The sequence below is a fragment of the Cyanobium sp. T1B-Tous genome (genome assembly GCF_024345475.1).
Classification (GTDB): Bacteria; Cyanobacteriota; Cyanobacteriia; order PCC-6307; family Cyanobiaceae; genus Cyanobium_A.
This window is the reverse complement of the sequence record NZ_JAGQBE010000005.1, coordinates 16,612-42,766: the sequence shown is the minus strand read 5'-3', so window position 1 is coordinate 42,766 and position 26,155 is coordinate 16,612. Positions and strand designations below refer to the sequence as shown.

The 26,155-nt window shown below is 64.7% G+C and carries 28 protein-coding genes; 11 read left to right on the top strand and 17 right to left on the bottom strand.

The genetic code is table 11. The features are described 5' to 3' along the window. The first annotated feature begins 25 nt into the window (after positions 1–25). On the top strand, positions 26–241 hold the full coding sequence (locus KBY71_RS02220) for a DUF3136 domain-containing protein (protein ID WP_094561403.1): 216 nt from the start codon (positions 26–28) through the stop codon (positions 239–241). A gap of 38 nt (positions 242–279) precedes the next feature. After that, on the top strand, positions 280–3,414 hold the full coding sequence (locus tag KBY71_RS02215; protein ID WP_254927364.1) for an efflux RND transporter permease subunit: 3,135 nt from the start codon (positions 280–282) through the stop codon (positions 3,412–3,414). Here KBY71_RS02215 and KBY71_RS02210 read toward each other — a convergent pair. From KBY71_RS02210 to KBY71_RS02195, 4 genes are all read right to left on the bottom strand, one after another. Beyond that, positions 3,386–4,075, bottom strand: a complete 690-nt coding sequence (locus tag KBY71_RS02210; protein WP_254927402.1) for a potassium channel family protein — start codon at positions 4,073–4,075, stop codon at positions 3,386–3,388. The two genes, KBY71_RS02215 and KBY71_RS02210, sit on opposite strands and share 29 nt — an antisense overlap. An 18-nt stretch (positions 4,076–4,093) precedes the next feature. Beyond that, positions 4,094–4,993: a ferredoxin:protochlorophyllide reductase (ATP-dependent) iron-sulfur ATP-binding protein gene (gene bchL / locus KBY71_RS02205; protein WP_254927363.1), complete on the bottom strand. Its 900-nt coding sequence runs from the start codon at positions 4,991–4,993 to the stop codon at positions 4,094–4,096. A 223-nt stretch (positions 4,994–5,216) separates the two neighbouring features. Continuing rightward, positions 5,217–6,830 carry a ferredoxin:protochlorophyllide reductase (ATP-dependent) subunit B gene (locus tag KBY71_RS02200; RefSeq protein ID WP_254927362.1) on the bottom strand — a complete coding sequence of 538 codons (1,614 nt, stop codon included), beginning with the start codon at positions 6,828–6,830 and terminating at the stop codon, positions 5,217–5,219. A gap of 57 nt (positions 6,831–6,887) precedes the next feature. Continuing rightward, positions 6,888–8,153, bottom strand: coding sequence for a ferredoxin:protochlorophyllide reductase (ATP-dependent) subunit N (locus KBY71_RS02195; RefSeq protein WP_254927361.1), 1,266 nt, complete (start codon positions 8,151–8,153; stop codon positions 6,888–6,890). Between the two features lie 137 nt (positions 8,154–8,290). Here KBY71_RS02195 and KBY71_RS02190 point away from each other — a divergent pair, with 137 nt between their 5' ends. Further along, on the top strand, positions 8,291–9,424 hold the full coding sequence (locus KBY71_RS02190) for a TrkA family potassium uptake protein (RefSeq protein ID WP_254927360.1): 1,134 nt from the start codon (positions 8,291–8,293) through the stop codon (positions 9,422–9,424). Between the two features lie 44 nt (positions 9,425–9,468). On the opposite strand, the gene KBY71_RS02185 is transcribed toward KBY71_RS02190, so the two are convergent. Next, positions 9,469–9,687: a CP12 domain-containing protein gene (locus tag KBY71_RS02185; RefSeq protein WP_254927359.1), complete on the bottom strand. Its 219-nt coding sequence runs from the start codon at positions 9,685–9,687 to the stop codon at positions 9,469–9,471. A 202-nt stretch (positions 9,688–9,889) separates the two neighbouring features. Here KBY71_RS02185 and KBY71_RS02180 point away from each other — a divergent pair, with 202 nt between their 5' ends. After that, positions 9,890–10,291, top strand: a complete 402-nt coding sequence (locus KBY71_RS02180; protein WP_254927358.1) for a hypothetical protein — start codon at positions 9,890–9,892, stop codon at positions 10,289–10,291. A 7-nt stretch (positions 10,292–10,298) separates the two neighbouring features. Here KBY71_RS02180 and KBY71_RS02175 read toward each other — a convergent pair whose 3' ends face one another. Then, positions 10,299–10,463: a Nif11-like leader peptide family natural product precursor gene (locus KBY71_RS02175; protein WP_254927357.1), complete on the bottom strand. Its 165-nt coding sequence runs from the start codon at positions 10,461–10,463 to the stop codon at positions 10,299–10,301. 159 nt (positions 10,464–10,622) lie between these two features. Between KBY71_RS02175 and KBY71_RS02170 the strand changes: the two genes are divergently transcribed. The 4 genes from KBY71_RS02170 (at position 10,623) to KBY71_RS02155 (ending at position 13,057) form a co-directional block, all read left to right on the top strand. Next, positions 10,623–10,976, top strand: coding sequence for an RNA-binding protein (locus KBY71_RS02170; protein WP_254927356.1), 354 nt, complete (start codon positions 10,623–10,625; stop codon positions 10,974–10,976). An 83-nt stretch (positions 10,977–11,059) separates the two neighbouring features. Then, a complete protein-coding gene (locus KBY71_RS02165) occupies positions 11,060–11,656 on the top strand; it encodes a triacylglycerol lipase (protein ID WP_254927355.1) in 597 nt (198 codons plus the stop codon). Between the two features lie 19 nt (positions 11,657–11,675). After that, positions 11,676–12,767, top strand: coding sequence for a glycosyltransferase family 2 protein (locus KBY71_RS02160; protein WP_254927354.1), 1,092 nt, complete (start codon positions 11,676–11,678; stop codon positions 12,765–12,767). Between the two features lie 74 nt (positions 12,768–12,841). Further along, complete coding sequence (locus KBY71_RS02155; RefSeq protein ID WP_254927353.1) at positions 12,842–13,057, top strand: hypothetical protein; 216 nt, start codon at positions 12,842–12,844, stop codon at positions 13,055–13,057. Between the two features lie 33 nt (positions 13,058–13,090). Here the strand turns inward: KBY71_RS02155 and KBY71_RS02150 are convergent, their stop codons facing one another. The 5 genes from KBY71_RS02150 to KBY71_RS02130 all read right to left on the bottom strand — a co-directional run bounded on the left by KBY71_RS02150 (position 13,091) and on the right by KBY71_RS02130 (position 17,345). Beyond that, positions 13,091–13,948, bottom strand: coding sequence for an acyl-CoA desaturase (locus KBY71_RS02150; RefSeq protein ID WP_396095055.1), 858 nt, complete (start codon positions 13,946–13,948; stop codon positions 13,091–13,093). 19 nt (positions 13,949–13,967) lie between these two features. Then, positions 13,968–14,246 carry a cell division protein SepF gene (locus KBY71_RS02145; RefSeq protein ID WP_254927351.1) on the bottom strand — a complete coding sequence of 93 codons (279 nt, stop codon included), beginning with the start codon at positions 14,244–14,246 and terminating at the stop codon, positions 13,968–13,970. A 43-nt stretch (positions 14,247–14,289) separates the two neighbouring features. Further along, entirely contained in the window at positions 14,290–15,432 is a 1,143-nt protein-coding gene (locus KBY71_RS02140; protein ID WP_254927350.1) for a glycosyltransferase, read from the bottom strand. 63 nt (positions 15,433–15,495) lie between these two features. Continuing rightward, entirely contained in the window at positions 15,496–16,020 is a 525-nt protein-coding gene (locus tag KBY71_RS02135; protein WP_254927349.1) for a hypothetical protein, read from the bottom strand. 122 nt (positions 16,021–16,142) lie between these two features. Then, positions 16,143–17,345 (bottom strand): NAD(P)-binding protein, encoded by a 1,203-nt coding sequence (locus tag KBY71_RS02130; RefSeq protein WP_254927348.1) that lies wholly within the window; start codon positions 17,343–17,345, stop codon positions 16,143–16,145. A 59-nt stretch (positions 17,346–17,404) separates the two neighbouring features. On the opposite strand from KBY71_RS02130, the gene KBY71_RS02125 reads away from it, so the two are divergent. From KBY71_RS02125 to KBY71_RS02115, 3 genes are all read left to right on the top strand, one after another. Next, positions 17,405–17,824: a DCC1-like thiol-disulfide oxidoreductase family protein gene (locus KBY71_RS02125; protein WP_254927347.1), complete on the top strand. Its 420-nt coding sequence runs from the start codon at positions 17,405–17,407 to the stop codon at positions 17,822–17,824. Between the two features lie 23 nt (positions 17,825–17,847). Continuing rightward, the gene (locus tag KBY71_RS02120; protein ID WP_254927346.1) at positions 17,848–18,216 is read left to right on the top strand and encodes a hypothetical protein; all 369 of its coding nucleotides are present in this window, start codon (positions 17,848–17,850) and stop codon (positions 18,214–18,216) included. Positions 18,217–18,288: 72 nt separating this feature from the next. Further along, a complete protein-coding gene (locus KBY71_RS02115; RefSeq protein ID WP_254927345.1) occupies positions 18,289–18,447 on the top strand; it encodes a hypothetical protein in 159 nt (52 codons plus the stop codon). Positions 18,448–18,530: 83 nt separating this feature from the next. Here KBY71_RS02115 and KBY71_RS02110 read toward each other — a convergent pair whose 3' ends face one another. The 6 genes from KBY71_RS02110 to KBY71_RS02085 all read right to left on the bottom strand — a co-directional run bounded on the left by KBY71_RS02110 (position 18,531) and on the right by KBY71_RS02085 (position 26,089). After that, the gene (locus KBY71_RS02110) at positions 18,531–20,498 is read right to left on the bottom strand and encodes a sensor domain-containing phosphodiesterase (protein WP_254927344.1); all 1,968 of its coding nucleotides are present in this window, start codon (positions 20,496–20,498) and stop codon (positions 18,531–18,533) included. Positions 20,499–20,503: 5 nt separating this feature from the next. After that, the gene (locus KBY71_RS02105; RefSeq protein ID WP_254927343.1) at positions 20,504–21,709 is read right to left on the bottom strand and encodes a diguanylate cyclase; all 1,206 of its coding nucleotides are present in this window, start codon (positions 21,707–21,709) and stop codon (positions 20,504–20,506) included. Positions 21,710–21,722: 13 nt separating this feature from the next. Beyond that, positions 21,723–23,168, bottom strand: a complete 1,446-nt coding sequence (locus KBY71_RS02100) for a DUF3365 domain-containing protein (RefSeq protein ID WP_254927342.1) — start codon at positions 23,166–23,168, stop codon at positions 21,723–21,725. A gap of 90 nt (positions 23,169–23,258) precedes the next feature. Further along, on the bottom strand, positions 23,259–23,672 hold the full coding sequence (locus KBY71_RS02095) for a hypothetical protein (protein WP_254927341.1): 414 nt from the start codon (positions 23,670–23,672) through the stop codon (positions 23,259–23,261). Between the two features lie 202 nt (positions 23,673–23,874). Next, positions 23,875–24,729, bottom strand: coding sequence for a DUF6671 family protein (locus tag KBY71_RS02090; protein WP_254927340.1), 855 nt, complete (start codon positions 24,727–24,729; stop codon positions 23,875–23,877). Between the two features lie 4 nt (positions 24,730–24,733). Next, entirely contained in the window at positions 24,734–26,089 is a 1,356-nt protein-coding gene (locus KBY71_RS02085) for a cation:proton antiporter (RefSeq protein WP_254927339.1), read from the bottom strand. Positions 26,090–26,155 lie beyond the last annotated feature (66 nt).

The window sequence follows — 26,155 nt, the reverse complement described above, 5'->3', positions numbered from 1 at the left end:
CAACTCCTGGACGCCACTCCGCGCGATGAGCAGCAGCCAGGGACTCACCATCGGGGAACTCGAAGCCAACTATTCGCTGTACTGCAAAGCGCTGCGCCTTCTGCTCAAGGAAGGCAAGACCGTGGCCGCCATCCAGCGCACGGTGTGCTGGAGCCGACTGGAGCAGCTGCACATCTGCCTGCCCAGTCGCTACAAAGCCCCCGACTACCTCTGCGTGGTGCTGAAGCGGGACCTGGGCTGAAACCTCCAACCCCGCCGAAGCCCGACTGAGCGGCGCTGATGAAATCGATCTCGGATCCCTTTCTGCGCCGGCCCGTGCTCACCTTGGTGGTGAGCCTGCTGGTGCTGCTGGCCGGGCTGGTGAGTCTGCCGGTGCTGCAGGTGGAGAATCTGCCGCCGATCGCCCCGGGACGGGTGACGGTGCGGGCGACCTACCCGGGCGCGGGCCCCGAGGTGGTGGAACAGGGGGTCACCGCCCTGCTGGAGCAGCAATTCAACGGCCTCGAACGGCTCGACAGCATCCGCTCTACCAGCTCGGCCAACGGCAGCGCGATCACCCTGGGCTTCGAGGGCGGCGACCCGGAACTCAACCAGATCAACACCCAGAACGAGGCGGCGGTGGTGACCCGGCAACTGCCTGCCCCGGTGGCGCGCTTCGGGGTGCAGGTGCGGCGCAGCTCCGACGACCTGCTGATGGTGCTGAGCTTCAATGCCGACCCCAGCCTCTACAGCGACACCTTCCTGAGCGGCTGGCTCGATCAGGTGGTGAAGGAGCGCCTGCAGCGCGTGCCTGGGGTGGGCAACGTCACCCTCTCCGGGGGCAGCAGCCTGGCCTTTCGCCTCTGGCTCGATCCGGTGCGCCTGGAGGAGCGGGGGCTGACGATCAGCGACGTGCGTTCGGCCCTGCAGCAGCAAAACGTGCTGGCTGCCCTGGGCCAGACCGGGGAGGCCCCCAGCCCCGCCGGCCAGGAGATCACCCTGCCCCTGCGGATGGAAGGGCGCCTGCGCACGCCGGCGGAATTCGAACAGCTGGTGGTGGCCCGCAGCGCCAATGGCGGCGTCACCCTGCTGCGGGATGTGGGCCGGGTGGCCCTGGGCAGCGAGACCTACGACACCATCGCCACCAACCTCCAGGGGCGGCCCGCGGTGGCCGTGGTGATCTACCAACGCGACGGCAGCAATGCCATCGCCGTGAGCGAGGCGGTGAATGGCGCCCTCGCGGAGCTCGCTCCCCAGTTTCCCCCCGGGATCGAGCAACAGCTGATCGTGGATGAGGCCGACTTCGTGCGCGGCAGCATCCAGGGCACCCTCGACAGCCTGCGCGATGCGGTGCTGCTGGTGTTCGTGGTGCTGCTGCTGGGTCTGGGCAACAGCCGGCTGGCCCTGATCACCGCCGCGGCCGTGCCCGTGGCCCTGATCGGCTCGCTGAGCGTGCTGAAACTGGCGGGCCAATCGCTCAACACCCTCACCCTGTTCGGCCTGGTGCTGGCCAGCGGCCTGGTGGTGGACGACGCGATTGTGGTGAGCGAGGACATCGGCCGACGCCTGGAGGCCGGCAAGCCGCCCCTGCAGGCGGCCCGGGAGGCCATGGCCGAACTGGGGGGAGCCGTAGTGGCCACCTCGCTGGCCCTGGTGGTGGTGTTCATCCCGGTGCTCGGCCTGGGCGGCAGCCTGGGCCGCCTCTATGCCCCGATCGCCATCACGATCAGCGGCGCCATCGCCTTCTCCACCCTCAACGCCCTGAGCTTCACCCCGGTGGCCGGCAGCCGGCTGCTGGGTCCCCAACAGCGTGAACCGGCCTGGCTGCTGCGCTGGATCGACCCACCACGGCGCTGGCTGGAAGGACTGGACAAGCCCTACGGCTGGTGGCTGGACTGGGCGATGGCGCGGCGGCGCCTGGTGGTGGGTCTGCTGCTGGCCGGCCTGCTGGTCACCGGCAGTGCCCTGCAGAGCCTGCCCAAGGCCTTCATTCCCCAGGAAGACAACGGCCAGCTGCGGGGGGTGGTGATCCTGGCCGACGGTCTGGGGCTGCAGCAGACCCAGGACGTGCTCGAGCAGGTGCGGCAGGTGGTGGCCGCCGAACCCCTGATCGCGCGGGCCAACTTCTACGCGGGGCGTTCCTTCGGCGACAGCAGCCCGAACAAGGGCATCTTCTACCTGCGCCTCACCCCCATCGAGCAGCGCCAGGGCACCGAAGCCTCCACCCGGGCCGTGGGCCAGCGCCTGGACGCCCAGCTGCGACGGCGCATCAGCGGCGCCGTGGTGCAACTGAGCGAGGCTCCCTCCGTGCGGGGCTTCAGCGCCGAAGGGGGGCTCGAGCTCGAACTGCTCGACAGCAGCAACGGCCAACTCAGCCTCTCCGACTTCGAGCAGCAGGCCCAGGCCTTCATCCGCGCCGCCCGGGCCACGGACCGCTTCGAGCGGGTGTCCACCCGCTTCAGCGCCGGAGCCCCCCTGGTGCAACTGGTGCCGGATCGCCTGCAGATGGCCTCCCTCGGCGTGGATCTCAGCACGGTGGTGGACACCCTCGGCGCCAGCTTCGGCAGCGACTACGTCAACGACAGCTTCGAAAGCGATCAGGTGCGCAAGGTGATCGTGCAGCTCGATGGGCCGGGACGGCGCAACGCCGACGACGTGCTGGCCCTGCAGGTCAAGAATCGCGAGGGGCAGCTGATCCCCCTGGCCCAGGTGGTGCGGATCGACCAGGGCAGCGGCCCCACCTCGATCAACCACACCCGCCTGGTGCGCTCGATCAGCATTCGGGCGATTCCGCGCCCCGGGGTGAGCAGCGGGCAGGCCATGGCGATCCTGGAGCAGGTGCAACGGGAACGCGGTGGCAGCACAGACCTCGAATGGGCCGGACTGGCCCGGGAGGAAGCCAGGGCCGGGGGGAACAACCTGCGCGTGTTCGCGCTGGCCATCCTGGTGATGGTGCTCGTGCTGGCGGCCCTCTACGGCAACTTCGCCGACCCCTTCATCATTCTGGTCACCGTGCCCCTGGCCATGCTGGGGGCCATCGGCGGGCTGATGCTGCGCGGTTTGCCCCTGGACGTCTACGGCCAGATGGGCCTGCTGGTGCTGGTGAGCCTGGCGGCCAAGAACGGCATCCTGATCGTGGAATTCGCCAACCAGCGCATGGCCGAGGGCCTCGAGCTGGACACGGCCATCCGGGGCGCGGCGATCGCCCGCCTGCGGCCGATCCTGCTCACGGCCATCTCCTCCCTGGCGGGTTTCCTGCCCCTGCTGCTCGCCAGGGGATTCGGCTCCGGCAGTCGGGTGAGCATCGGCACCGTGGTGTTCTCCGGGCTGCTGGTGGCCACGGTGCTGAGCCTGTTCGTGGTGCCGGTGATCTACCGGTTGGTGAAGGGCTGGGAAGGGCGACGGCCTAGGGCTGCTGCGATTCCTGCACCGTGAGGCGGCTGATCAACACGCCCATCACCGCAGCCACGTAAAAGGTGCCAGCGGTGGCGATCGCCACGCTCACCATCTGGGCCTGGGGGGTCTGGGGGGTCACGTCGCCGTAGCCCATGGTGGTGAGGCTCACGAAGGCGAAGTAATTCAGCCGCACGAAATTGAGGCCCCACACCGGGCTGCTCTGGCCCAGATCCTTCGCCATCAGGCTCACGTTGCTGAAGCTGTTCGGATCGATCGTCTCCAGGGCACAACAGAGCAAGCCGGATGCCAGCCCGAGCATCAGGTAACCCGCCAGGGCACCCTGCAACACCGCATCCGACACCCGCCGCTCCTGGGCCAGGCTGCGGATCAGGCGAATGGCGCTCCAGCCGCTGAACAGGGCCCAGAGGGCAATCACGGGGATGCCGGTGCTGCGCAGATCCAGCGGGGTGAGGTACCAGAGCACCCCCACCCCAATGGCGGCCACCCCGAGCCCCTTGAACAGCCGGCGCGGCACCGTGCCGAACTGCAGGCTGCCGGTGGGATTGCCCAGCCCCCGAATCATCACCAAGGCCATCAGCAGATAGCCCAGCGAGGAGAGACGGTTCCAGGGTTGGGGCAGGGTGAAGCTGACCAGCAACAGCAGGCAGACGCTCAGCAGCTGGGTATAGCTGTATCGCATCGCCACCTCCGAGGTCGGTCAGTCGAAGCCGAGCAGGTCGAAGATCTCGCGATCCTTGAGGGATTCGGCCTCCAGGGGCTCGACGTCGTCGAGCATCCGCTGGGCCAGGTTCAGATACTCCTGCTGCACCGCCACCACTTCGGGAGTGGGCTCCATCTCAAAGATGGTGCACTTCTTCAGCCGGGATTTGCGAATCGCATCCACAGTCTTGAAGTGGGCCATGGTGCGCAGACCTGTGCGGGCATTGAATTTGTCGATTTCGTCGGTCTCCTCGGAGCGGTTGGCGATCACACCGCCCAGCCGCACCTTGTAATTCTTGGCCTTGGCATTGATGGCCTGCATGATCCGGTTCATCGCGAAGATGGAGTCGAAATCGTTGGCCGTCACGATCAGGCAGTAGTGGGCGTGCTGCAGCGGTGCGGCAAAGCCGCCGCACACCACATCGCCCAACACATCAAAGATCACCACGTCGGTGTCTTCGAGCAGGTGGTGCTCCTTGAGCAGTTTCACGGTCTGGCCCGTGACATAGCCACCACAGCCGGTGCCCGCCGGCGGGCCGCCAGACTCCACACACATCACCCCGTTGTAGCCCTCAAACACGAAGTCTTCGGGCCGCAATTCTTCAGTATGGAAATCAACGGTTTCGAGGATATCGATCACGGTGGGCACCATCTTCTTGGTGAGCGTGAAGGTGCTGTCGTGTTTGGGATCGCAGCCGATCTGCAGCACCCGCTTGCCCAGCTTCGAGAAGGCTGCCGACAGGTTGGACGACGTGGTCGATTTGCCGATGCCGCCCTTGCCATACACGGCCAGGACCAGGGCTCCCTCTTCGATCGCCATCGCGGCGTCTTGATGCACCTGCACACTGCCCTCACCGTCGGGGCGCGAGAGCTGGGGAGGCGTCAGGGTGGTCGTCATGCTGGAGGGAAGCGCCAGGTCAACCCCAACGCAAGGAACAGGCTTCTGCCATCCAAACGCTGTCGGGATGCCCAGAGAGGGCCAGGCGCGTAAAGCGAAACATCCCCACCACATTCATGCGGATCCACACACATAGGCATGAGTGAAAGTACCTAAACCGAGACAAGCCAAAGCCGCTCCCCAGGCAGAGATCACGGCTGAGATTGCGGCGATTGGAAATGATTTAGGAACTGAAGTGGGCCTTCGCCTCGTACAGGGCTTCGCTATCGATCAGGGCCAGCCCCCGCTCCCGGGCATAGGCCTCGGTGTTCTTGCGCACCTTGCCCCGCACAAAGAAGGGAATCTTGGCGAGTTCGGCCTCCCCATCCGGGCTCCACACCAGGGCGCCATTGCCGGGGAGCGCGGTGGCCATCGGCGCCGCTGCCGGTTGGCCACCGGGCTGTTGTTCAGCCTCCGCGGGCCTGGAGGGGGCACTGGCCCCCTCCAGGTGGCTGAGGTGACCGTCAACGAATTCGAAATCGTGCCGGAACATGCCAATCAGGTGTTCCTCCAACCCCATCATCAAGGGGTGCACCCAGGTGTCGAAGATCACGTTGGCTCCCTCCCAACCCATCTGGGGCGAGGTGCGGGCCGGCACATCCTGCACGTGCAGGGGCGTGCTGATCACGGCACAGGGAATGCCGAGGCGCTTGGCGCTGTGGCGCTCCATCTGGGTGCCGAGCACCAGCTCCGGTGCCGCCTCCGCCATGGCCGCTTCGACGGCGAGGTAGTCGTCGCTGATCAGGGCTTCCAGGCCCAGCTCCTGGGCCACGGCCCGCACCTCCCGGGCCAGCTCACGGCTGTAGGTGCCCAGGCCCACCACCTGGAAGCCCAGCTCCTGGCTGGCGATCCGGGCGGCGGCGATGGCGTGGGTGGCATCGCCAAAGATGAACACCCGCTTGCCGGTGAGGTAAGTGGAGTCCACCGAGCGGGAATACCAGGGCAGGCGCGAGCGGCGGTCGGCCTCGCCGGCGGCCGGGGGCTCAAGGCCCAGAAGGCCGCAGATCTCCTCCAGGAAGGCGGTGGTGGCACCGATGCCAATCGGCACCGTGCGCACGGTGGCCATGCCGAAGCTGCGCTCCAGCCAGCTGCACAGCGGCCCAGCCACCTCCGGATAGAGACAGACGTTGGCATCCGCGCTGGGGATGCGCATCAGGTCGGCCGGCCTGGCTCCCAGGGGTGCCACCACGGCCACATCGATGCCGTGCTCATCCAGCAGGCGGGTGACCTCGCGCACATCGTCGCGGCAGCGGAAGCCCAGCAGGCTGGGCCCCAACAGATTCACCCGGGGCCGCCGGCCCTCCTGCTGCCAGCGCTGGGGCGAGGGCTTCTCAAAACCGGGCGAGGGCAGTTGGGCCTTGAGCAGGCCCCGCACCAGTTGGTAGAGGGTTTCGGCCGCACCCCAGTTTTCCTTCTTGGAGTAGGCCGGCAGCTCCAGGCTCACCACCGGAATGCCACCCAGGTCCATGCCTCCGGCCAGGGCGCCTGGTTGGTCTTGGATCAGTTCGGCGGTGCAGCTCTCGCCCACCAGCAGGGCCTCCGGCTGGAAGCGGGCCACCGCTTCGCTGATCGAGCGCTTCACCAGCTCGGCGGTGTCGCCGCCCAGGTCGCGGGCCTGAAAGGTGGTGTAGGTGACGGGCGGGCGCCGGTCACGCCGCTCGATCATCGTGAACAGCAGATCGGCGTAGGTGTCGCCCTGGGGGGCATGCAGCACGTAGTGCACCCCCTCCATCGACGTGGCGATGCGCATGGCGCCCACGTGGGGCGGGCCTTCGTAGGTCCAGAGGGTGAGTTCCATCGGGGCAGAGCCAGCGGGGTATCGGGTGAGAAGCGAAGCGCTCAGGCGCAACGCGGTTCAGGCAAACGAGAGGGCGGCGCGGCGGCGCAGGGAACGGGCAAACAGCTCGGCCAGATCGCCGGCCTGGTCGCAGCCGTGGATGGGGCTGAACACCAGCTCGATCGACCACTTGGTGGCGATGCCCTCGGCCTCGAGCGGATTGGCCAGGCCGAGGCCGCACACCACCAGGTCAGGCCGCGCGGCGCGCACCCGCTCCAGCTGGCGCTCCACGTCCTGGCCCTCACTGATGCGGGTGCCCTCCGGCAGCAGGGCCAGCTCCGCATCCAGCAGCTGGCGATCGAGATAGGGGGTGCCCACCTCCACCAGCTCCATGCCGCATTCGCGGTGCAGGAAGCGCCCCAGGGAGAGCTCCAGCTGGGAATCGGGCAACAGGAAGAGGCGTTTGCCCGCCAACAGCTCCCGATGGGGAGCGATGGCACGCCGGCCGCGCTCTACCAGGGGATCGAGCACCTCGGCCACCTGGGCCGGGGCCACGCCGAAGGCCTCCGCCCCCGCCGCCATCCAGGCCCGGCTGCCCTCTACCCCGAAGGGATAGGGGGCTGAGATCAGGCGACCTCCCCGACTCACCAGGGCCCGGGCCGTGGCCGAGAGGAACGGCTGGGCCAGCAGCACCCGGGTGCCGGGCCCAATCGGCGGGAGCTCGGTGGAGCGCCGCGGCGGCAGGCTGGTCACCACCGGAATCCCCAGGCGGCCGAACAGCTGCACGAGGCGATCCTCCACCGCATCGGCCAGGGTGCCCACGATCAGCAGCTGGTCGACGTCGCTGGCGGGCATCAGGGGCACCATCGCCAGCAGAGCCTGGTCTTCGCCCTGGGTGAAGGTGGTTTCGATGCCGCTGCCGCTGTAGTTGAGCACCATCACCCGGCCGCGCAGCTGGGTGTTGAGCCGATCGGCGGCCTTGGCCAGATCCAGCTTGATCACCTCGCTGGGGCAGGAGCCCACCAGAAACAGGGTGCGGATCTCGGGGCGCCGCTCCAGCAGATCCTTCACCAGCCGGTCGAGCTCCTCATTGGCATCGGCCAGGCCGGCCAGGTCCCGCTCGCCCAGGATTGCGGTGCCGAAGCGGGGCTCGGCGAAAATCATCACGCCGGCAGCGCTCTGCACCAGGTGGGCACAGGTGCGGGAGCCCACCACCAGGAAAAAGGCATCGGGCATGCGGCGATGCAGCCACACGATCGAGGTGAGCCCGCAGAACACCTCCCGTTGGCCGCTCTCCTTGAGCAGCTCGGGATGCCGATCATCAACAACCGAAGTCGCGCCCATCGAGGCGACCCTGCGGAAACAACCTTTCAGGGTTAACGGAACCATCTAGCGATCGGCTGACAACGCCCACAAATGTTCGGGATCAACCCACAGCCCGTAACCTGAACCCAGTGATCTGGAGCACCGGATCCAGATCCATGGCCAAGCGTTCCTGGGGCTTCAGGCCCCGACGACCCCCCTCCACGCGCAACCGCAAGCCCTGGCGGGCTCCCCTGTCCCTCGCCCTCCTGGTGAATGCGAGCGCGATCGGCTACCGGCTCAGCGAAGGCTGGGACTGGGGCGATTGCTACTGGATGGTGATGATCACCCTCAGCACCCTGGGGTTCAGTGATGGGGACACCCAGACCCTGAGCGCCGGTGGACGCCTGGTCACCACCCTGTTGATCCTGGGCGGCCTGGTGGTGGTGCAGATCAGCATCCAGGGGGTGCTGGGTCTCTCCGAATCCGGATACTTCCGGCGCCTGCGCGAGCGCCGCTTCCGCCGCTGGCTCTTCACCATGCACAACCATGTGATCCTCTGCGGCTACGGCCGCATCGGCCGTGAAATCGCCGAACAACTCACCCGAGAGAACGTGCCCTTGCTCGTGGTGGAGATGGATGTGGAGCGGCGGGAAGCCGCCGAGGAGCGGGGACTCGCGGTGCTGATGGCCGATGCCACCCTCGATGAAACCCTCGTGGAAGCCGGCATCCATCGCTGCCGGGCGCTGGTGGCGGCCCTGCCCAACAATGCCTCCAACCTCTACGTGGTGCTGAGCGCCCGGGGGATGGCCCCCAACTGCCGCCTGATCGCCCGCTCCGACAGCGAAGAGGCCGAGCGCAAGCTCCGTCTGGCGGGGGCCGACCAGGTGGTGAGCCCCTATGTGAGCGGGGGCCGGGCCATGGCCGCCACCGCCCTGCGCCCGTTGGCCGTGACCTTCATGGATCTGCTGGTGGGCTCGGACTGCGAGGTGGAGGAATTTCTGCTCAGCAGCGAGCCCGCCGACCTCGGATCCCTCAATGGGGCCTCCCTGGCGGAACTCCAGCTCGGCGCCCGCTCCGGAGCCCTGGTGCTGGCGATTGTGCCGCCGACGTCCAGCGATGGTGGCGAGCCGCGGCTTTATCGCGGGACCCGCTCCAATCCTGCAGGCCCCACGCTGATCGCCAATCCAGGGGGCGACACCCGACTGGCCCCTGGCCAGATGCTGGTGGTGATGGGAAGCCAACAGCAGCTGGAAACATTCACCGACTTGCTGGGACCTGCCATCAAAAGCGTGGATGTCATGGCCAATTAAGGCCGCCCCCTCGTCTACCCCCGAATGGGGACAATTGGCCTCAATCAGTCGTCATACACGAGGCAATTGACATCGGAGGGATTGAGGTCGCAGAACACCTCAAAGGGTGATGGAGCCTCGGTTTCTTCGGGGTGACGAACCTGAAACTCCTCCAGATCCTTGATCTGCTGCTCGATCTTCCGGGACACGGCCTGGTCGCCGCGTGCCGTGGCTTCCGCCAAGGCCGAGCGGTAGGTCTCCAACTGGGCAGCGATACTCGACATGGCAATGGAACTCCCTAAAGGAGTGGACCGCGAACAACGGGGAACCTAGCTCCGAAAGTCGAAACCATGGGGGCTGGCGGGCCAAGCCAAGACCAAAAAAGATAAGCAGCCGTGATGAATCCGAACGCTGCAATCGTTCCGTGTCAATTCCCACACCGGAGTCGCACCTTTCGCCAGGGTGTTGAAATTCGCCGAGGTTCCAATGGCCGATGCTCCCTATCTGGTGGCCCTCGCACTGGTTGACCTCAACGGCAAGCGGCTTTTGCCCCTCAATGGCAAGTCCCGCAAGCCCCTTGAAACCACCGATGCCGACCCATCCCCTGACCCGGGTGAGGAGGGCCGGGCCCTGGCCCTGGAGCTGCTGCTGCGGCTGTGGCAACGCAGCGATGAGGGGCCCATCCAGCGGGCCGCCGGCGACGACAGCCTGTTGCTGCTGGAGATGCCTCTGGAGCTGATCAGCGAGCGGCTACCGCTGCTCAAGGCCAACTGGATCGGCGGGGCGGAAACGGCCAGCCTGCAGGCCGAACTGCGGCAGCTGGCCCTGCGGGGTTGGCGCATCAGCATCGCCAAATACGAGCCGGTGACCTTCAGCGCCTGGAGCTGATCGGGCCTCAGACCCTCTGGGAGCGGGTCCAGGACGCTGGGGAGAAGACATGGCCCTGCTCCAGGGCAATGGCCACGACCGCGTCCACACTGGTTGCCGCATCCACCCGGGCCTTGAGGGCGGCATCGCCATCCACTTTGACCATGAAGGCGTTGAGCTGAGATTTCGACATGGCGTGGTGGTGCGTGGAACACCCCATGCCTAGCCAGGGTTTGCCGATCAGGCCGCGCCGACCAACCTGTAGGGTGATGGGTGATTCAAAGATTTCTCTCTAGCGAGCTGACCACTTTCTCTTGGGCCGTCGAAGGATCAATTCATAGTTTCTGAGTTCATGACCATTTACGTCGGCAATCTTTCCTTCGATGCAGAAGCGGAAGATGTCCAGCACCTGTTCAGCCAATACGGGCAGGTGAGCAAGTGCAGCCTCCCCCTCGACCGCGACACCGGACGCAAGCGCGGTTTCGCCTTTGTCGAGATGGCCAGCGAGGCCGAAGAGGCCAAGGCCATCGAAGACCTTCAGGACGTCGAGTGGATGGGTCGTGCCATCCGCGTCAACAAAGCTGAGCCCCGCGGCAGCGGCGGCGGTGGTGGCGGTGGCCGTCGCGATTTCGGCGGTGGCGGCGGCGGCTACGGCGGTGGCGGTGGTGGCGGCGGCTACGGCGGCGGCGGCGGCAACCGCTACTGAGGCCTAGGCCCCTTGGCCTTCCCCAACCGCCCCCTCGGGGGCGGTTTTTTCATGGATACCGCTGGGCTGCCTAGCCTGGAGCCATGGCAAGCCCTCCTCCTCTGGTGCTGGTGCACGGGCTGTGGGATACGCCGCGATTGTTTCGTCGCCTCCAGCAAAACCTGGGCGAGCGCCGCGCTCCGCTGCTGATCCCCCACCTGCCCCACGGCCTGGGTACCACCTCCATCAGGGCTCTGGCCGACCAGCTCGGCCAAGAGATTGAGGCGGCCTTCGGCCCCGACACCCCCATCGACCTGCTGGGCTTCTCGATGGGGGGACTGATCGGGCGCACCTGGATCCAACTGGCGGGGGGGCATCGCCGCACCCGCCGGTTCATCAGCGTGGGCAGTCCCCAGCAGGGCACCCTCACCGCCCAACCCTGGCCCCGCTGGCTGCTGGCCGGTATCGCCGACATGAAACTGGGCAGCCCCCTGCTGCGCCAGCTCAATGGAAACCTCGACGCCCTGCGGGGTGTGGACTGCTCCAGCTTCTTCTGCACCGCCGACCTGATGGTGTGGCCGGGCTGGCGTGCCGTGCTGCCCGTGGGCCCCTGCCAGTCCGTGCCCGTGCTCACCCACCAGCAACTGATGCGCGATCCGGCCGCCCTCGAGGTCCTCGTGGGCGAGCTGCTGCGCCCGTGAGCCAGCCAGCCTGAGCGCCATGCCCCCCCTCGATCTCCTGGCCGTTTCCCTGCTGGTGCGCTGGCTGCTGGGCTGGTTGCTGTGCCTGCGCATGCCGGCCCTCCCCGAGCTCACGCCCCAGGGGCAACCGCGGGTGTCCGTGCTCATCCCCGCCCGCAATGAGGCCCTCACCCTGCCCCAGCTGCTGGAGGCCCTGGCCCACCAGAGCCTCCACCCCCTGGAGGTGATCGTGATCGACGACCACTCCAGCGATGCCACCGCCACCCTGGCCCAGGCCGCCGGCGTCACCGTGCTGCCCGCGGCCCCGCTGCCGGTGGGCTGGTGCGGCAAAACCTGGGCGCTGCAGCAGGGAGTCGACCACAGCCAGGGCGACGTGCTGGTTTTCCTCGATGCCGATACGGAACCCGGGCCCCCGTTCCTGGCCCAGCTGGTGGCCAACCAGCAGCGCCATGGGGGCCTGGTGTCGGTGCAGCCCTTCCACCGCACCGAACAGCCCTACGAGCAGCTCTCGGTGCTGTTCAACCTGGTGGGACTGATGGCGGTGCCCCTGGGGGCCGGAGTGGGGGTGGCCTTCGGTCCGGCGATGGCGACCAGCCGCCGCGATTACGAGCGGATCGGCGGCCACGCCTCCGTGGCCGACAAGGTGGTGGAGGACTGGTTTCTGGCCCACCGCTATGAGGCTGCCGGCTTGCCGGTGAGTGCCTTCATCGGCGACGGCAGCCTGGCCTACCGGATGTACCCAGGGGGCCTGGGCGACATGGTGGTGGGTTTCGACAAGAACTTCGCCACCGCCGCCGGAGAGGTGCGCTGGCCCCGAATGCTCGGGGTGTTGCTGTGGCTCTCTGGCCTGTTCTGGGCGGCCTGGTGCCTGCCTGCCGCCTTGCTGCACTGGCCCATGGTGGGCAGCCCCGCCCTTGTGCCCAACCTGGTGTTGTATGGGGGCTATGCCCTGCAACTGCTCGTGATCACGCGCCGGGTGGGCAGCTTCGGCTGGATCAATCTGATCTTTCCAGTGCCGGTGCTGTTTTTCCTGGGGGTGTTTGTGCTGGCCATCCTCAACCTGGAACGGGGGTCCATCACCTGGAAGGGGCGGCAGGTGCCCACCCGCTGAAGCCGCCCCCCAACAAATTCTCTGAAACCCTGAAGCCCGTCGCGATTCGCGGAAATTGGCTGCAGAATTCAGCCATGGCTGATCCCTCTGGTCGTTATCGGGTCCGCGCTGCCGTCGAACGGGAGCAGAGCGTGCCCTTGCAGGTGCAAGCGGCCCGGTTCAGCACCCGGGATGACGCCGAAACCTTTGCCCATCTGGTGGCCCACGACCGGCTCCAAGCCGTGGTCGTGGAAAAACTGGCGCCGGGGGGATGCTGGCTGCAGCTCAGCCTGGTGGCTGGGGCGATCTAGGTTCCAACCCCTCCCTGGGCGGGCCAGCCCCGCTCAATCGGCGGCCCGGGCCTGCAGGGCGCGATCGCTGGGAATCCGCAAATCCCAGGCCCAGCCCAAGCGTTCGAGCAGTCGAATGAATCGGTAGGTGGGATCGAGCAGCAGCCGCGGGCGGCCGTCGTCAAGGGTGATGCCCTGGCGCACGGAGGCCTGGAAGGCGTGGTGGAGGTTGTGCCAGCCCTCCCCAAGCGTGATCAGCGCCACAAACAGGTTGTTACGGCTGGCGTCCCCGGTGGCGAAGGGCTGATCCCCCAGCAAGTGGGCCAGGGAATTGACGCTGGCCACACCGTGGAACAACAGGGTGCTGCTCAGGCAAAAGGCCGCCAACCACGGCAGACCGCCCAGCTGCCAGGACAGGCCGGCCAGCCCCAGCATCGGAACGAAGTGCAGCCGGTCGATCAGGCGCAGCACCGGATCGGCCTCCACATCGGCCGGCAGGGTGGCAGGAAAGAAATTGGAACTGAGCAACCAGCCCGCCTGGGAACGCCACAGCCCACGCCAGCCCGCCGAGGGAGCCAGGGGGGTGTGGGGATCGGCGGCGGTGTCGACATGGCGGTGGTGGGCCAGGTGATGGGCCTTCCACCAGCTGGGGCCCATCTGGCCGGCCGAGGCGGCCACGGCGGCCCCAATCCAGGCCACGGGGCGGGGCGCCCGATAGCTGGTGTGGGTGATCAGGCGGTGGTAGATGGCCGTGGTGGCCAGCATCCGCACCAGATAGAGGGCCAGGGCCCACAGGGCGGCCCCGATCCCCAGCCCGGTCCAGAAGAGCAGCAGGCAGCCGAGGTGACTGGCAACGATCAGAACGGGCCCGAAGGAGTACAGGACGCGACGCAGACGGGGAACCAAGCCCACTCCCAGGGGATCGCGAAGCCTAGGAGGGGGGGCCCCCTGGATCGCGCCGCAGGGCCACGATCTCCGGCACGAAGACAAAGGTGAGCGGATCGAGGCATTCCGCCTGGCCGTCGATGGCGCTGACACCGCCAGCCACAAAATCGATCAGGCGCTGGGCCTCACCGGGCTCCATCGCCCCGGCATGCACCACCACGGTCTTGCGCTCGCGCACGTGGTGCACGATCCACTCGGCCTCCTCAAAGCGGGTGGGATGGAACACCACCACCTCGGGCAACCAATCGCCGAATGGGCTCTGCATGCCTGGGGCAACCCGGATGGCGTGGCGCCCTCAACGTATGGCGCTAGCCCGGGCTCTGCAAGGAGCGCCCCCGCCAGGTCCAGCCGCGGCCACTGAGGGTCTTCCACACCGACACCGGTGCGATCGCACCGATCACCAGCCCCCCGATCCCCGCCAGCCACCACCAGTGGAGCGGGGTGCCAAAGCGACGGCGGCTCCAAAACCGAATGGCCAACTGCAAGCCGATCGCCAGCAGCGCCAACAGCAGCGGCAGGTACGCCAGGGGAGCCGGGTCCAGCACGGCCAGCCCCAGGGCCAGCGGCAGCAGCAGCCAGGGCACGGCGTAGAGCTGGAGCACCAGGGCACCGGCGGCCAGGGCCTTGGGCACGTTGCGGTCGAGACCCAGCAGCCAGTTCTTGGTCCAGCCCTCCCAGAGGGCGGCGAAATCCCGATACATCCGCAGGGTCAGCCAGTCGAGGCCGAGCAGATAGCGCAGCCGCAACCCCTGTCCCTTGATCGCCCGGGCCAGGGCGAGGTCTTCCACCACCTCACCGGCAACGGCAGCATGGCCGCCGATGGCCCGGTAGGCCTGGCTGCGGAACAGCAGAAACGGACCCGCCGCGAAGGCCAGGGGGTCGGCCGGGTCATTGGCCCGCTGGATCGGGAAACCCAGGCCCAGCAAGCTGGCGATGATCGGCTGCACCAGCCACTCCGCCAGGCAGCCGCTCCGCAACCGGGGCGCCAGGGTGAGCAGATCCGAGCCCTCGGCGATCGCATCGGCCAGGGCAGCCCGCAAAGCCCCGGGCTCCACCCGCACGTCCGCATCGATGAAGGCCACCCAATCGCTGTCCAGCCCCTGGCAGGCCCGGTGACAGGCCCAGTTCTTGCCCACCCAGCGCTCACCGGGCGGACGGGGCCCGGCCTGGAGCAGGACAAAGTGAGGGTCCCCCGCCGCCGCGGCCTGGGCCAAGTCGGCCGTGGCATCGCCGGAGTCGTCATCGACCACCACCAGGGTCCAGCGCTGGCAGGGGGACTCACTGGCGAGCAGGGCGCGCACGCAGTCGGCGATGTTGTCGGCTTCGTTGTACGCGGGCACCACCACGGTGCAGGAGGTGTCCGCCTGGCAGACACCCGCTGGCGGGGCCTGCAGGGATGGCGCCGCCGCGAAGGTGCGTTCCAACAGGGCCAGCATCACCGCCAGACCCACGCCGGAGATCCCCCCCAGGCCACTGGCCAGGGCAATCAGCCCGGGGACGGGGAGGTCCAGGAATCAGCGCCGGTGACGGTGCAGCAGGCGATCGGCCGCCGCCTGGCGGCAGACCCGGCGGAACGGAGCCAGCCCGATGCCAAACAGCTCCTCAAAAAGGCGATTGGCCGCCATCACCGAGGCCAGACCACAGCGGTGCACCTGCTGTTGCAGGGTGGTTTGGGGTTGCTCGGCGATGCCCTCGAACAAACGGCTGAGGCGAAAGTGCTGCAGGGCCTGAAAGGGCGTCTTGCCGCGACAATGGTCAAAACAGAGGTCGAGCCATTCCGCGCTCACCCCAATGGAGGTGGCCAGCACCTCGAGTTGGATGTCCTCGGCGAAGTGGCGGGCGAAGTAGCGGCCGGCCCGGTTCACCACCTCCAGCTGCTGGGTGGGAGCAACCGGAAGGATGGGGCGGGCCGCCGCCATCCGCCGGCGCCGCCTGGGCGGGCCATGCCGATCCGTACCGCCCCTGATCGGCGCCGCATCGAGGCCGGCATCCAGCGCCGCATCCAGTGGTGGGGGCAGGGGTGGGGGAACAAGACGCATCGCACTCCCAGACAGGCGGGACGGCGGACGTGAGGAACGCCTTCTCAACCAAGAAATAACCCTGCGGGCCGGGCGATGCAATCGCATTCGCTACCGACCGGGCGATCTGTTGCAACGCTGCATCAAACGCAACGATCCGCCGCGGCACAGAGCTCGAGGGCCAGCTGCTCGCCGCTGCGCAGGGCCCCTTCGATACGGCCAAAGCCCACCCCGGCAATGAAGTCGCCGCAAAAGCCCACCCGACTGCGGGGACAGAACATCAACTCGGAAGGCAAGCCGGGGGCCAGGGGGAAGGCTGCGCCCCAGCGCATCAGCTGGCGGTCGGCCGTGCCGAGATCCAGCCCGGGCAGCCAGGTGGCCATCACCTGTTCGAGCGCCGTGGTGAGGGCCGCGATCACCGTGTCCTCCCGGCCCTCATCCGGGGGCAGCTGGAGCATCCGGGCCACGGCGGAATGGGTGCCATACACATCGAGGTGGTCGGCGGCGAAGGCCTGGGTGGAATGGGCCACCACGGCACAGCGACCGTCCAGCTGGGGCTGGATCGTGATCCGCTGCAGCCCCCAGCGCTGCTGGGCTGCCGCATCGAAATGAAGCAGGCTGAAGGGCAGGTTCCGCCAGGGCCCGGCGGCCGTGGGATCCAGCACCACCAGCAGATTGCTGCGGGCCTCGCTGCGGATCCCGGCGATCACGGTGAGGGCGTGCTCGAGCTGGAGGTCCCCCAGGGGAGCGGCCGCCACCTGCAGGGGCACGTCCTCCCAGCCAAAGATGGCCCGGCTGCGGGGATGGGCCAGCAGGGTGCTGCTCAGCACCAGCCAGTCGGCCTGCCCCAGCAGCTCCCGGTTGCGCCCCAGCAAGCACCAGGGGCCGCCCTCCCGGTCGAGGTGGCGCACCAGGGTGCCGTAGTGGGTGTCGCAGCCATTCCCGGCCAGGCTCAACAGACCCCGGCAGAGGTGATCCATCCCCCCCTGGCCCCGGTAGAGCTGGCCCAGCCCCAGCGCATCCGCCTGGCCGGGCCGCAGGGTTGACTCCCCCTGCAGCTGGGCAATGGCCCCCTGCCAGGGCTCGATCCAGCCCCCCTCCAGCAGCGGCTGGAGCAGCCGCGGCGCCGTTTCGCCGGTGATGTTGAGCAGGGGCGCACCGTGGTCGATGCGCAGCTCAGCATCGTGGCGGGAGCGGCGGGTGCTGGCCCGTCCGCCCGGGCCCCGGCCCGTTTCCCAAAGACTGATCGCGCCCCCAAAGCCCAGGCGCCGCAGCTGGGCCACCAAGGCGCAGCCCGAGACCCCGGCACCGATGACGGCAATGGATCCAGGGCCCGACAGGGGCATCGCCAACAACGGAGCCGGTGTTGCCTTCAGGATGACAGCGATCTTCCAGGTTGCAGCCGATGGTTGGGCGCCCGGCATCTGAGGCACCGGTGCTGGTGTTTGACGGCGGCTGCCCGTTCTGCCGGCACTTCGCCGAGCTGGCGGAACTGCGCAGCGGCATTCCGGGCCTGACCATTCGCGATGGCCGCAGCGACCATGGGCTGCGGCGGCAGTTGCGCGCCCAGGGTTGGAACCTGAGCGAGGGGGCCGTGGTGCTGACGGGTGACCAGGTGCTGCATGGGGCCGATGCCATCCAGTGGATCTGCAGCCGGATGGCCCCCAGTGCCCCCCTGCTCCAGCTGCTGGGGCCCCTGCTGGCCACGCGGGAACGGGCGCGGCGCACCTACCCCCTGCTGTTGCTGGCACGGCGCCTGGCCCTGGGCCTGCGGGGGTTACCGCTGGACCCCGACCAGCCAAGAGGCGCATTCCGCAACAGGTAGCGTTGCCTGCAAAGGACGCAACCATGGCCCGTTTTCTGGTGGTGCTCAGACCCAGTGGGCCCATGGAGGCGGGGGCCATGCTCGAGGCCCTTCAGCCGGTGTTGCAGGGCCTGAACGCCGAAATCGAGCACCGCACCCCGGCCCACCTCAGCGCCATGATTCGCGGCGGCGGCGAGAGCCAGCGGATGCAGCTGTTTGCCGATGTGCAGTCGAAGTCCAGTGGCCGGGTGCTGGAGCTGGTGGTGCTCAGCCGCGAGGCGATGGGATCCACCGCACCCCATACCCGCCGGACCTTTGAGCAGCTGCTGGAGCTGATCGAAATGCATGTGCACACCATGGTTCTGAGCTTCCGCTCCGACCGGGATGGCCCGCTGCCAGCAGCCACGAGCTGACCAACCCCACCCCAATCAAGCCCAACAACTTTAGAAAGGCTTAAGATTGCGGGATCTGGTCCAGGGGTTGCCTTGAACGAAAACCATCCCGTGTTGCTGTCCCTTGATGCGGAGCTGTGCAGTCTGCGCAGCGCCTACTCCCAACAGCCCAACGAGCAGACCCGTTACCAGCTGGTTCGACTTGAACAGCTGATCAACCAATGGGCGCCCGAGCACACCTCCTCCAACTGAGCACCAACCCAACCGGGGCGATGGGCGGCAGCCCAACACGCGTTGCTCTGCGCTGCACCGCTCAAAGCACCAGTACGCACGAGTCATTGGTCTGGTCGGCCTTTGGAGCGGCGGCGATCGCCCAGGGGCCAGGGCCAGAGAAAACGCCTCTGCCTGCGGCGAACAGCACTCAGGCGCCTGGAACTTACCGGAATAGCGGAGGGACGATAATCGAGCTCCTGGAGCAGATGGATTGCTTCACTGACCTGAATTGGGCGGTGAAATAAATAGCCCTGTGCCCGACGCACACCATTGGCTGCCAGCCACTGCTTTTGGGCTTCTGTTTCGACACCTTCAGCGGTGATTGCCAGACCAAGATCATTCAACATTGTCAACATCGTGCGCAACAGGGTACGCGGGGAGTCGTCCTGCTCCTCAAGACGCATCACAAAGGCGCGGTCAACCTTCACACCCTGGAGAGGCAAAGAAATCAGACGCGCCAGAGAGGAATAGCCAGTACCAAAGTCATCAATCGCGATAGCAACGCCTCGCTCAACCAGATCCATCAAAAAATGCTCGAAGGCATCCGTAGAATCCTGAAAAGCATCCTCGAGCAGCTCCACCTGCAGGGTCCAACCAGAAGGCAAGACATTGCTGTCAATCAATTGAAGGAGCCTGGAGCGCAGCTCATCGTCTTCCAGCAGAATGCCGGAGAGATTCACACTCATCGTCATCTGGCGTTGAGGAATGGGCTGGGCCAACAGTGGCACTGCAGCCAAAGCCTGCTCGATAATCAGCAGATCCAGCTCGCCGGTGATGCCGCTGTCATTCAGCATCGGCATGAAGGTACCGGGCGACACAATTTGCGACCCACGGGGCCAACGGGCTAGTGCTTCGAAGCCAATAGGACTCCCATCGGCAAGATCAACAATCGGCTGGAGATAGGTTTCCAGTGCACGCGAGTTAAGAGCCTCCCTCAGATCAGATTCAAGGCGATAGCTCTCACGCGCAACAGAGCGCGCCTCGGCATCAATGAACCGAAAGGTATTACTCGACGAGCGCAACGCCATACGCAGAGCCATGCTGGTATCCGCCAAAAGTGCCTCGACGCTGGCGTAATTACCGCTGTGAATTGCAATTCCGATCGACATTCCCAAGGGTAGGGTTTGGGAACCACTGCGGTAGATCTGATTGCAGAAACCAATCAGTCGTTCAGCGATTCGCTGCACATCCGAGTGCTGGACGGCAAACGGGAGCAAAACCAAGAGCTCAGCATCTGTGAAGCGAGCGATAGAGGACCCCTTAGGAACGGCTGCCAAGGCCCGACGCGCCCCCTCATTCATGAATTCCTCAGCAACAACGCCCCCGAGGGTCGCGTTGACACGGTCGTAATCACGAAAACGACAGCGGAGCAGCGCAAATGGGAGCCCTCCGTTCATCGATAAATTCAACTCCAACATCTGGAGCAATTGATCACGACTGGCGAGTAGCTGCAAAGAACTGAGTTCATCGCTGGGCAATCGTTGCCGCAAGCGTTCAGCCTTCAGGCCTTCCTCCGTGCGGCTGAGAACCGAAGCCTGCCTAAGGCCATCCAGCAGCTGAACCGTGATGGAAGCCAGCCGCTGCAGACTGTCGATCTGATGCTCCATGAGCTGATGGGGCTGCCGACTGATGGCACAGAGGCTCCCCAGCGCAAAACCATTCGGACTGATCAGGGGGAAGCCCGCATAAAAGCGCACGCCTAACTCTCCTATGACCAAAGGATTATCTGCAAAACGGTCATCCTCAAGCGTGTCCGGGACGATAAACGGATCACGACACAGGATAGTGTGACCACAAAACGAAATCGTACGGGGCGTATCCTGCTGACCCAATGGCGCCCCCACACAACTTTTAAACCACTGACGATCTTCATCAACGAGGCTGATGATGGCAATATCCGTACCAGCAACCCGGCGGGCCAACTCACTGATGTCGTCGAAGCGGGGATCTGCAGGTGTGTCGAGAACATCGAAACTATGCAGCTCCATTACGCGAGCTGGATCCGATTCAGGGATTTCAGGAAACTGCATGATCCCTAACGAGCCAACCTAGAGGCAACTCGTCCATCGGTCCACTCCAAGCGGTTGCGACCAGCCTGCTTGGCAACGTAGAGCGCCTTGTCAGCAACGTTATAGAGATAATCGATGTTGTAGCCACACTCACCGGTGTATGCAGCGCCGATGCTGGCTGTAATTTTTAGCTTTTGCCCACCTATTTTAAGCCTCGTCATCTCCAACTGAAGCCGCAACCGCTCCAACGCCCGTCCACCATTCTCGCGATTCGTGCCCAGCAACAAAGCAAACTCCTCGCCCCCAAATCGGCACACCAAATCTTCGGGTCTAATGACGGCCCGGAAGACATCCGCGACATGGGACAAGGCTTCGTCCCCAGAGGCATGCCCGTAGGTATCGTTAATACGCTTAAAGTGGTCGACATCAATAACAGCAAAAACAAAATCTCGACTCATTTCTTCCGCTTCGGCTAACAGGTCCTGAGCTTTTTCCATAAACAATGTACGATTATAGAGCTGGGTAAGTCCATCCGTGTTGACATCTTCACAAAGCTGAGGCAGCAGCCGCCTGGAGAGGACAGTCCAAAGTGCAAGGGACAGAAGGCCTGAAGACAACAAGCTCAACATTGATATAACAACCAAATCCTGGATGTAGTCAACAAATACTACTCCAGGGTCATAGTTAAACATGACCAGAAGCCGATCGGAGGCAAGGCCTATGTCCCGAGATGGAAGCTCCAAAGGACGCGTAACCGTAAAACTACCTGCATTCAGAAACAGATTGGCAGAATTAATATCAACACAATTTTTGCCGTTCTGCTGAAAACAACGAACAACCGCTTTGAAATCTGGGTCATTTGTTTCTGTTCTCTCAAGCTGTGGATCCGTTATGGCCAACCCACGAGCGGCAGGGAGCGAAGAATAGATAATTTTACCAACATTATCTACAATAAGCAGCATATTCAAACCGTCAATCTCGTCGACCCTGGGACTGCGTGCATAGGCGGAAATCAAGGCCTGCCTGCTCGCCAGCCCTATGGGAGCGGCAAAGGTTGCCTCCACAAAATCGCGAGAGTGCTCAGCATCATTAAGCACTTCACGCTGACGCTCAACAATATCAACTAAGCCCAGAAAAGCAGCCAGTATAAATGATGAAAAAAACCAATAGGCAAGAACCAGCCCCCTTAAGCGCCCTGCCGACTTGACAACAGATTTAGTAAGGCTAGTCATTAATAGGGCACTCCTAACGCTTCAACAGATTTTCGAAAAAATCCAAGGCAGCTTGTATTTGATTCTGCGCTTGGCGAGAGGATTCCAAAGACGCATTTAAGTCCGGCGACAGGTTGCCGTCGTCAGATGGCTTCTCATTCAAGCCGCCAATCAAGCGCTCGATTTCAAGCATGGCAGATCGAGCTTGAATGAGCTGTTGCTCTAGAGAATTAAAATCTTGAGGCAGATCCAGGGGTGGCAATTTTTCAAATGGGACATTAACCTGATTGGCAACGTAATAGTCAGGTTTTTTATTATCTCCGATTCGAATCGGATAGAGCGTTAACCGATTGAGGAAGCGGGTGCCATCCATTCGATAGTTGATCAGCTCACCGGCGAAAGACTGACCGTCACGAATGCACTGGCGTAAGCGCGCCAGCTCCTGTGGGTCCGTATCCGGACCTTGCAAAAATCGACAGTTGTAACCAATGGCCAATTCCTTCGGATAGCCTGTAATCTCCACAAAAGCATTATTCACATAAATTAGCTGTTCATCCGGCTTATTCATGTCAGCAATGGAGATGCCTACAATTGAGTCATCAACGACACTCCCAAAAATGGACAACTCTTGCAACTGATCGGCAAGGCGGCCAGCCAGATCGATTTCACGCTGGGTGGAATCAACCAATTGACGATTGAGCTTTGAAAAGGCGCTGCTCTGCTTTTTGAAAACACTCGTTGTGACGACTGAAATGACACCAACAACACCCGCGTAACCAAAAACCCAAGAGATATTTCCAAATCCTTCAGCTTGAAGTCCGCGGACACTTACCTCTTGAATTCCACGAACATCATTCAATTTCCAATCCCGCTTTGGTGAGTCAGGGTGGGCATTGTGGCAGGTCACACAGGCTGCACGCATCCGCACAGGAGTGGCAAGACGGTAGGTGGATCGCCCCAAGCCAAAACCATCGAGACGATCAAAAACTGTTAGGTCTGGGTTGGAACGAAACGCTGAGATGGCTTCTTTTTCAAAGAGGTCAAGTGGCTGGGTCGTACGCTTGGCAAAGGGATAGTCTGAAAGGAATTCATAGGTGATTCGCCCATCACTGTGAGCATTATCAAACAGCGCACCCAGCTCAATCGAAAGGGTGGCCGGTATGGGAATGCCTCCATGAACATCTCGATAATTCTCAGAGAAAACCGCCTTGCCATCAGCAGCCTGGAGCCGAGCGATGACGTTATCGGCGTAATAGGCACGCATTCCAGTAGCCAAGGTGGAAATTTCATCCGCCTGAAGCTTCATTTGGGCCACCGTGGCCCTGGAGGTCGCCACGACGGTGACTAGAGGCAAAAGGAGCAGACTGGCCAGCAAAACCAAGAGGACCGTATCGGGTCGCCAGATCCAACGCCTTAACCCTGCGAGCCTTCTGCCCAACGAGGCCAAGGAAACACGCTGAAAGGAGAGGGCACGTTTCATGAACCACCGGGCGGCATCAACCCTGCTGCAGTCAACGTAGCGCTTCGGGGTCCACCATCGAGGATGGTTGACGAAACTCTCAGGCGATTCTCAGCGCTGGGCAGCGTGTCGCAACGAGCAGGTGCCGGAATCAATCTGGCGGATGGCTCCACTCACCGCCTTGGCTTCCATCCGGGAGATACCGTCATCCCTGACCTCAACAAAAACCACCTCGCCTGGCTTTTCGCCAAAATGATCATTGAGCAAGAACAATTCTGATTTGAGGCGATGATCACGAGAAGAGATAATGCGACCTTCGCTCTCAAGTCCCCTACGCAAGTCTTCAGAGTGGCTTTTAGTGGAACCTGGGGTATATCTTGAGACGAGGGTCACAGCACCACGCTTTTCGGAGACATGCATGTGAACATGACGGTTGGTTTCAAAAACACAATCAATCATCAATGATCCTGAATCCTCGGCAGGGATGTTGGCTGAGCAGGCAGCCAAGAAGGGGGCAGCAGCCATCGCCCCTAGAACTCCGAAGATCAGGCGACTGTTGAGTGGCAGCAAGGCCTCGTGCTTCCGGCAGATGGAGATAAACCGGATCGTTTCAACGGACCAATTCTTTTATGAGGTTACCTGTTATCCGGAAACCGTGCGACGCCCTCCTTACCGCGAAGCATCATCCCCAGCCCCACCACCAATCCCGGTGCCAATCACCCCTGCATCAGGGGTTGCACCACGGACAGTGCTGCGGATCGGCGGCCTCCACGCCATCCCGGCGGGCACGCGGGAGCTGGAGGTGGCAACAAGGGCAGCCCCACACCTCCACCGCCAGGAGATCGGTGGCGGTCCCGCAGCAACGGCAGGGGAGCCCGGCTTGCCGATCGACCACCCCCCACCCCGGGGCCCCGCAGCCGGGGCAGGGGGACCCCAGGCGCCGCACGAGCGCCACACCCAAGCGGCGAATCGAGCGCATCCGGGTGGGATTGCAGTGGGCACGCATGTCGGTCTCCAGCCACACCTCCCTGCGGGAATCGAGCCCGCGGCAGGCATCCAGGGCGTCCTGAAGAGCCCCAGGGTGGGTGAGATCTTTGAAATACGGCCCTTCGGGCTGATTCAACGGACGGGCGATCACGCCATGGGAGGGAAAGCCCACCTGCTTCAGCCAGGCTGACGGGTCTTGCTCCGGCCCGAGCCGCGTCTGGGAGTAGTTGGTGCGCCAATCGAGGCGTTGCTCCAGCAGGGTGAGCGGGCGATCGAGATCGACGAACACCAGCAGTTCCTGCCCCACGGCCAGCAGCGGCACCGCGGGATGGGGGCCAAAGCTGGCCTCGCTCGCCAAACCGAACCGCAGGCCGCTGCGCTCGAGGCCCATCCGCGCCTTGCTGCGGCAGGTGCTGAGGGCATCGTCGAGGCGCTGCACCTCACCACTGAAGGTGCCCAGGCTGTCGGTGTCGCAGTCGCACACTTCAAGCGTGGCCCCCAAACCCAGGGCAAACGGGCGGGCCAGGGCCCGCTGCTTGCCGTGGTGGGTGGCGAGGCAGAGCCGCTGCCCCGCATAGGGCGAAGCCAACGGCACCGAATCAGGCGGGCTGTTCGGAGGCCAGCGTTGGGCCCTCGCCGGGTTCGCGCGGAATCACCAGCCGCAGCAGGATCGGGGCCAGGAAGGTGGTGCCAATCACCATCAGCAGGATGGCGGCCTCGAGGGCGGGCGTGAGGATGCCGGCCTGGCTGCCCAGCCCCAGGAAGATCAGACCCACCTCGCCGCGCGGCATCATTCCCAGCCCCACCACCAGGCGGTTGGTGGGTTCCTGGCTGAGGTAACTCCAGCCGGCGGCCACCTTGCCAGCGATCGCCACCGCCAGCAGGAAAGCGGCCACCACCAATCCCTCCCGGTTGGCCGGATCGAGCGGGTTGAGCACGGAGAGATCCAGGCCCGTGCCGATCAACACGAAAAACACGGTGGCAAACAGGGCCACCAGGGGCTTCACCGCCGCATCGATGTCATGGGTGTGCTTCGAAGCACTGAGGATCAGCCCCGCGGCGAAGGCGCCCAGGGCCGCCTCCAGGCCAATGGCCTGGGCGGCGAAACAGCTCACGGTGAGCACCAGAAAACTGGCCACGGCCACATCCCCGGGGGCCTTGAGCCGGTCCACCACCCAATCGAAGGCGGGGGCCGCCGTGCGGCTCAGCACCAGGGCCACGGCCACAAAGGCCACCGCCGCCAAACACAGCTTCAGCACGGGGCCGAGGCTGAAGGCGCCGCCACCCACGATGGCCACCACCACGGCCAGGATCACGATGCCGATGATGTCGTCGAGCACGGCGGCACCAATCACGATCTGGCCCTCCTTGCGCTTGAGCCACTTGAGCTCGCCAAACACGCTGGCGGTGATGCCGATCGATGTGGCCGTCATCGCCGCGCCGGCAAACACGGCTGGAATCAGCGGGACATGGAACAGGAAATAGAGGCCGGCGGTGCCCAGGGCAAAGGGCAGCACCACACCAGCCACCGCCACCGTGCTCGCCTGCACCCCCACGGCCACCAGCTCATCGAGCTCGCTCTCCAGACCGGTGAGAAACAGCAGGGCAAACAGGCCGAGCTGGGACACGGACTGCAGGCTGGGGAAGGTTTCGTTGTAAACCTCCTGCACCGCATCGGGACTGATCTGGGCCAGGGAACCCACCAGCCCCGTCACCCCGGCGCTGAGCTGGGCCTGCACGGCAGGAGGCACGATCAGGTGCAGGCCTGAAACGCCAATCAGCACACCGGCCACCAGCTCTCCCAGGATCGTGGGCAGCTGCAGGCGCACCATCACTTCGGCGATGGCCCGGGCGGCGAAGAAGATCACCACAAAACGGCCCACCTGAATCAGGGTTTCGGCCACTTCGAGTTGGTGTGGGCTGATCTCCAGGAACACCGGAGCGGGAAGAAGCATGCAGCCTCAGAACGGGTGGCAGGTGTATAGGCAGCCGGGCCACCTGGCTGGGGCATGGCAGTGCCG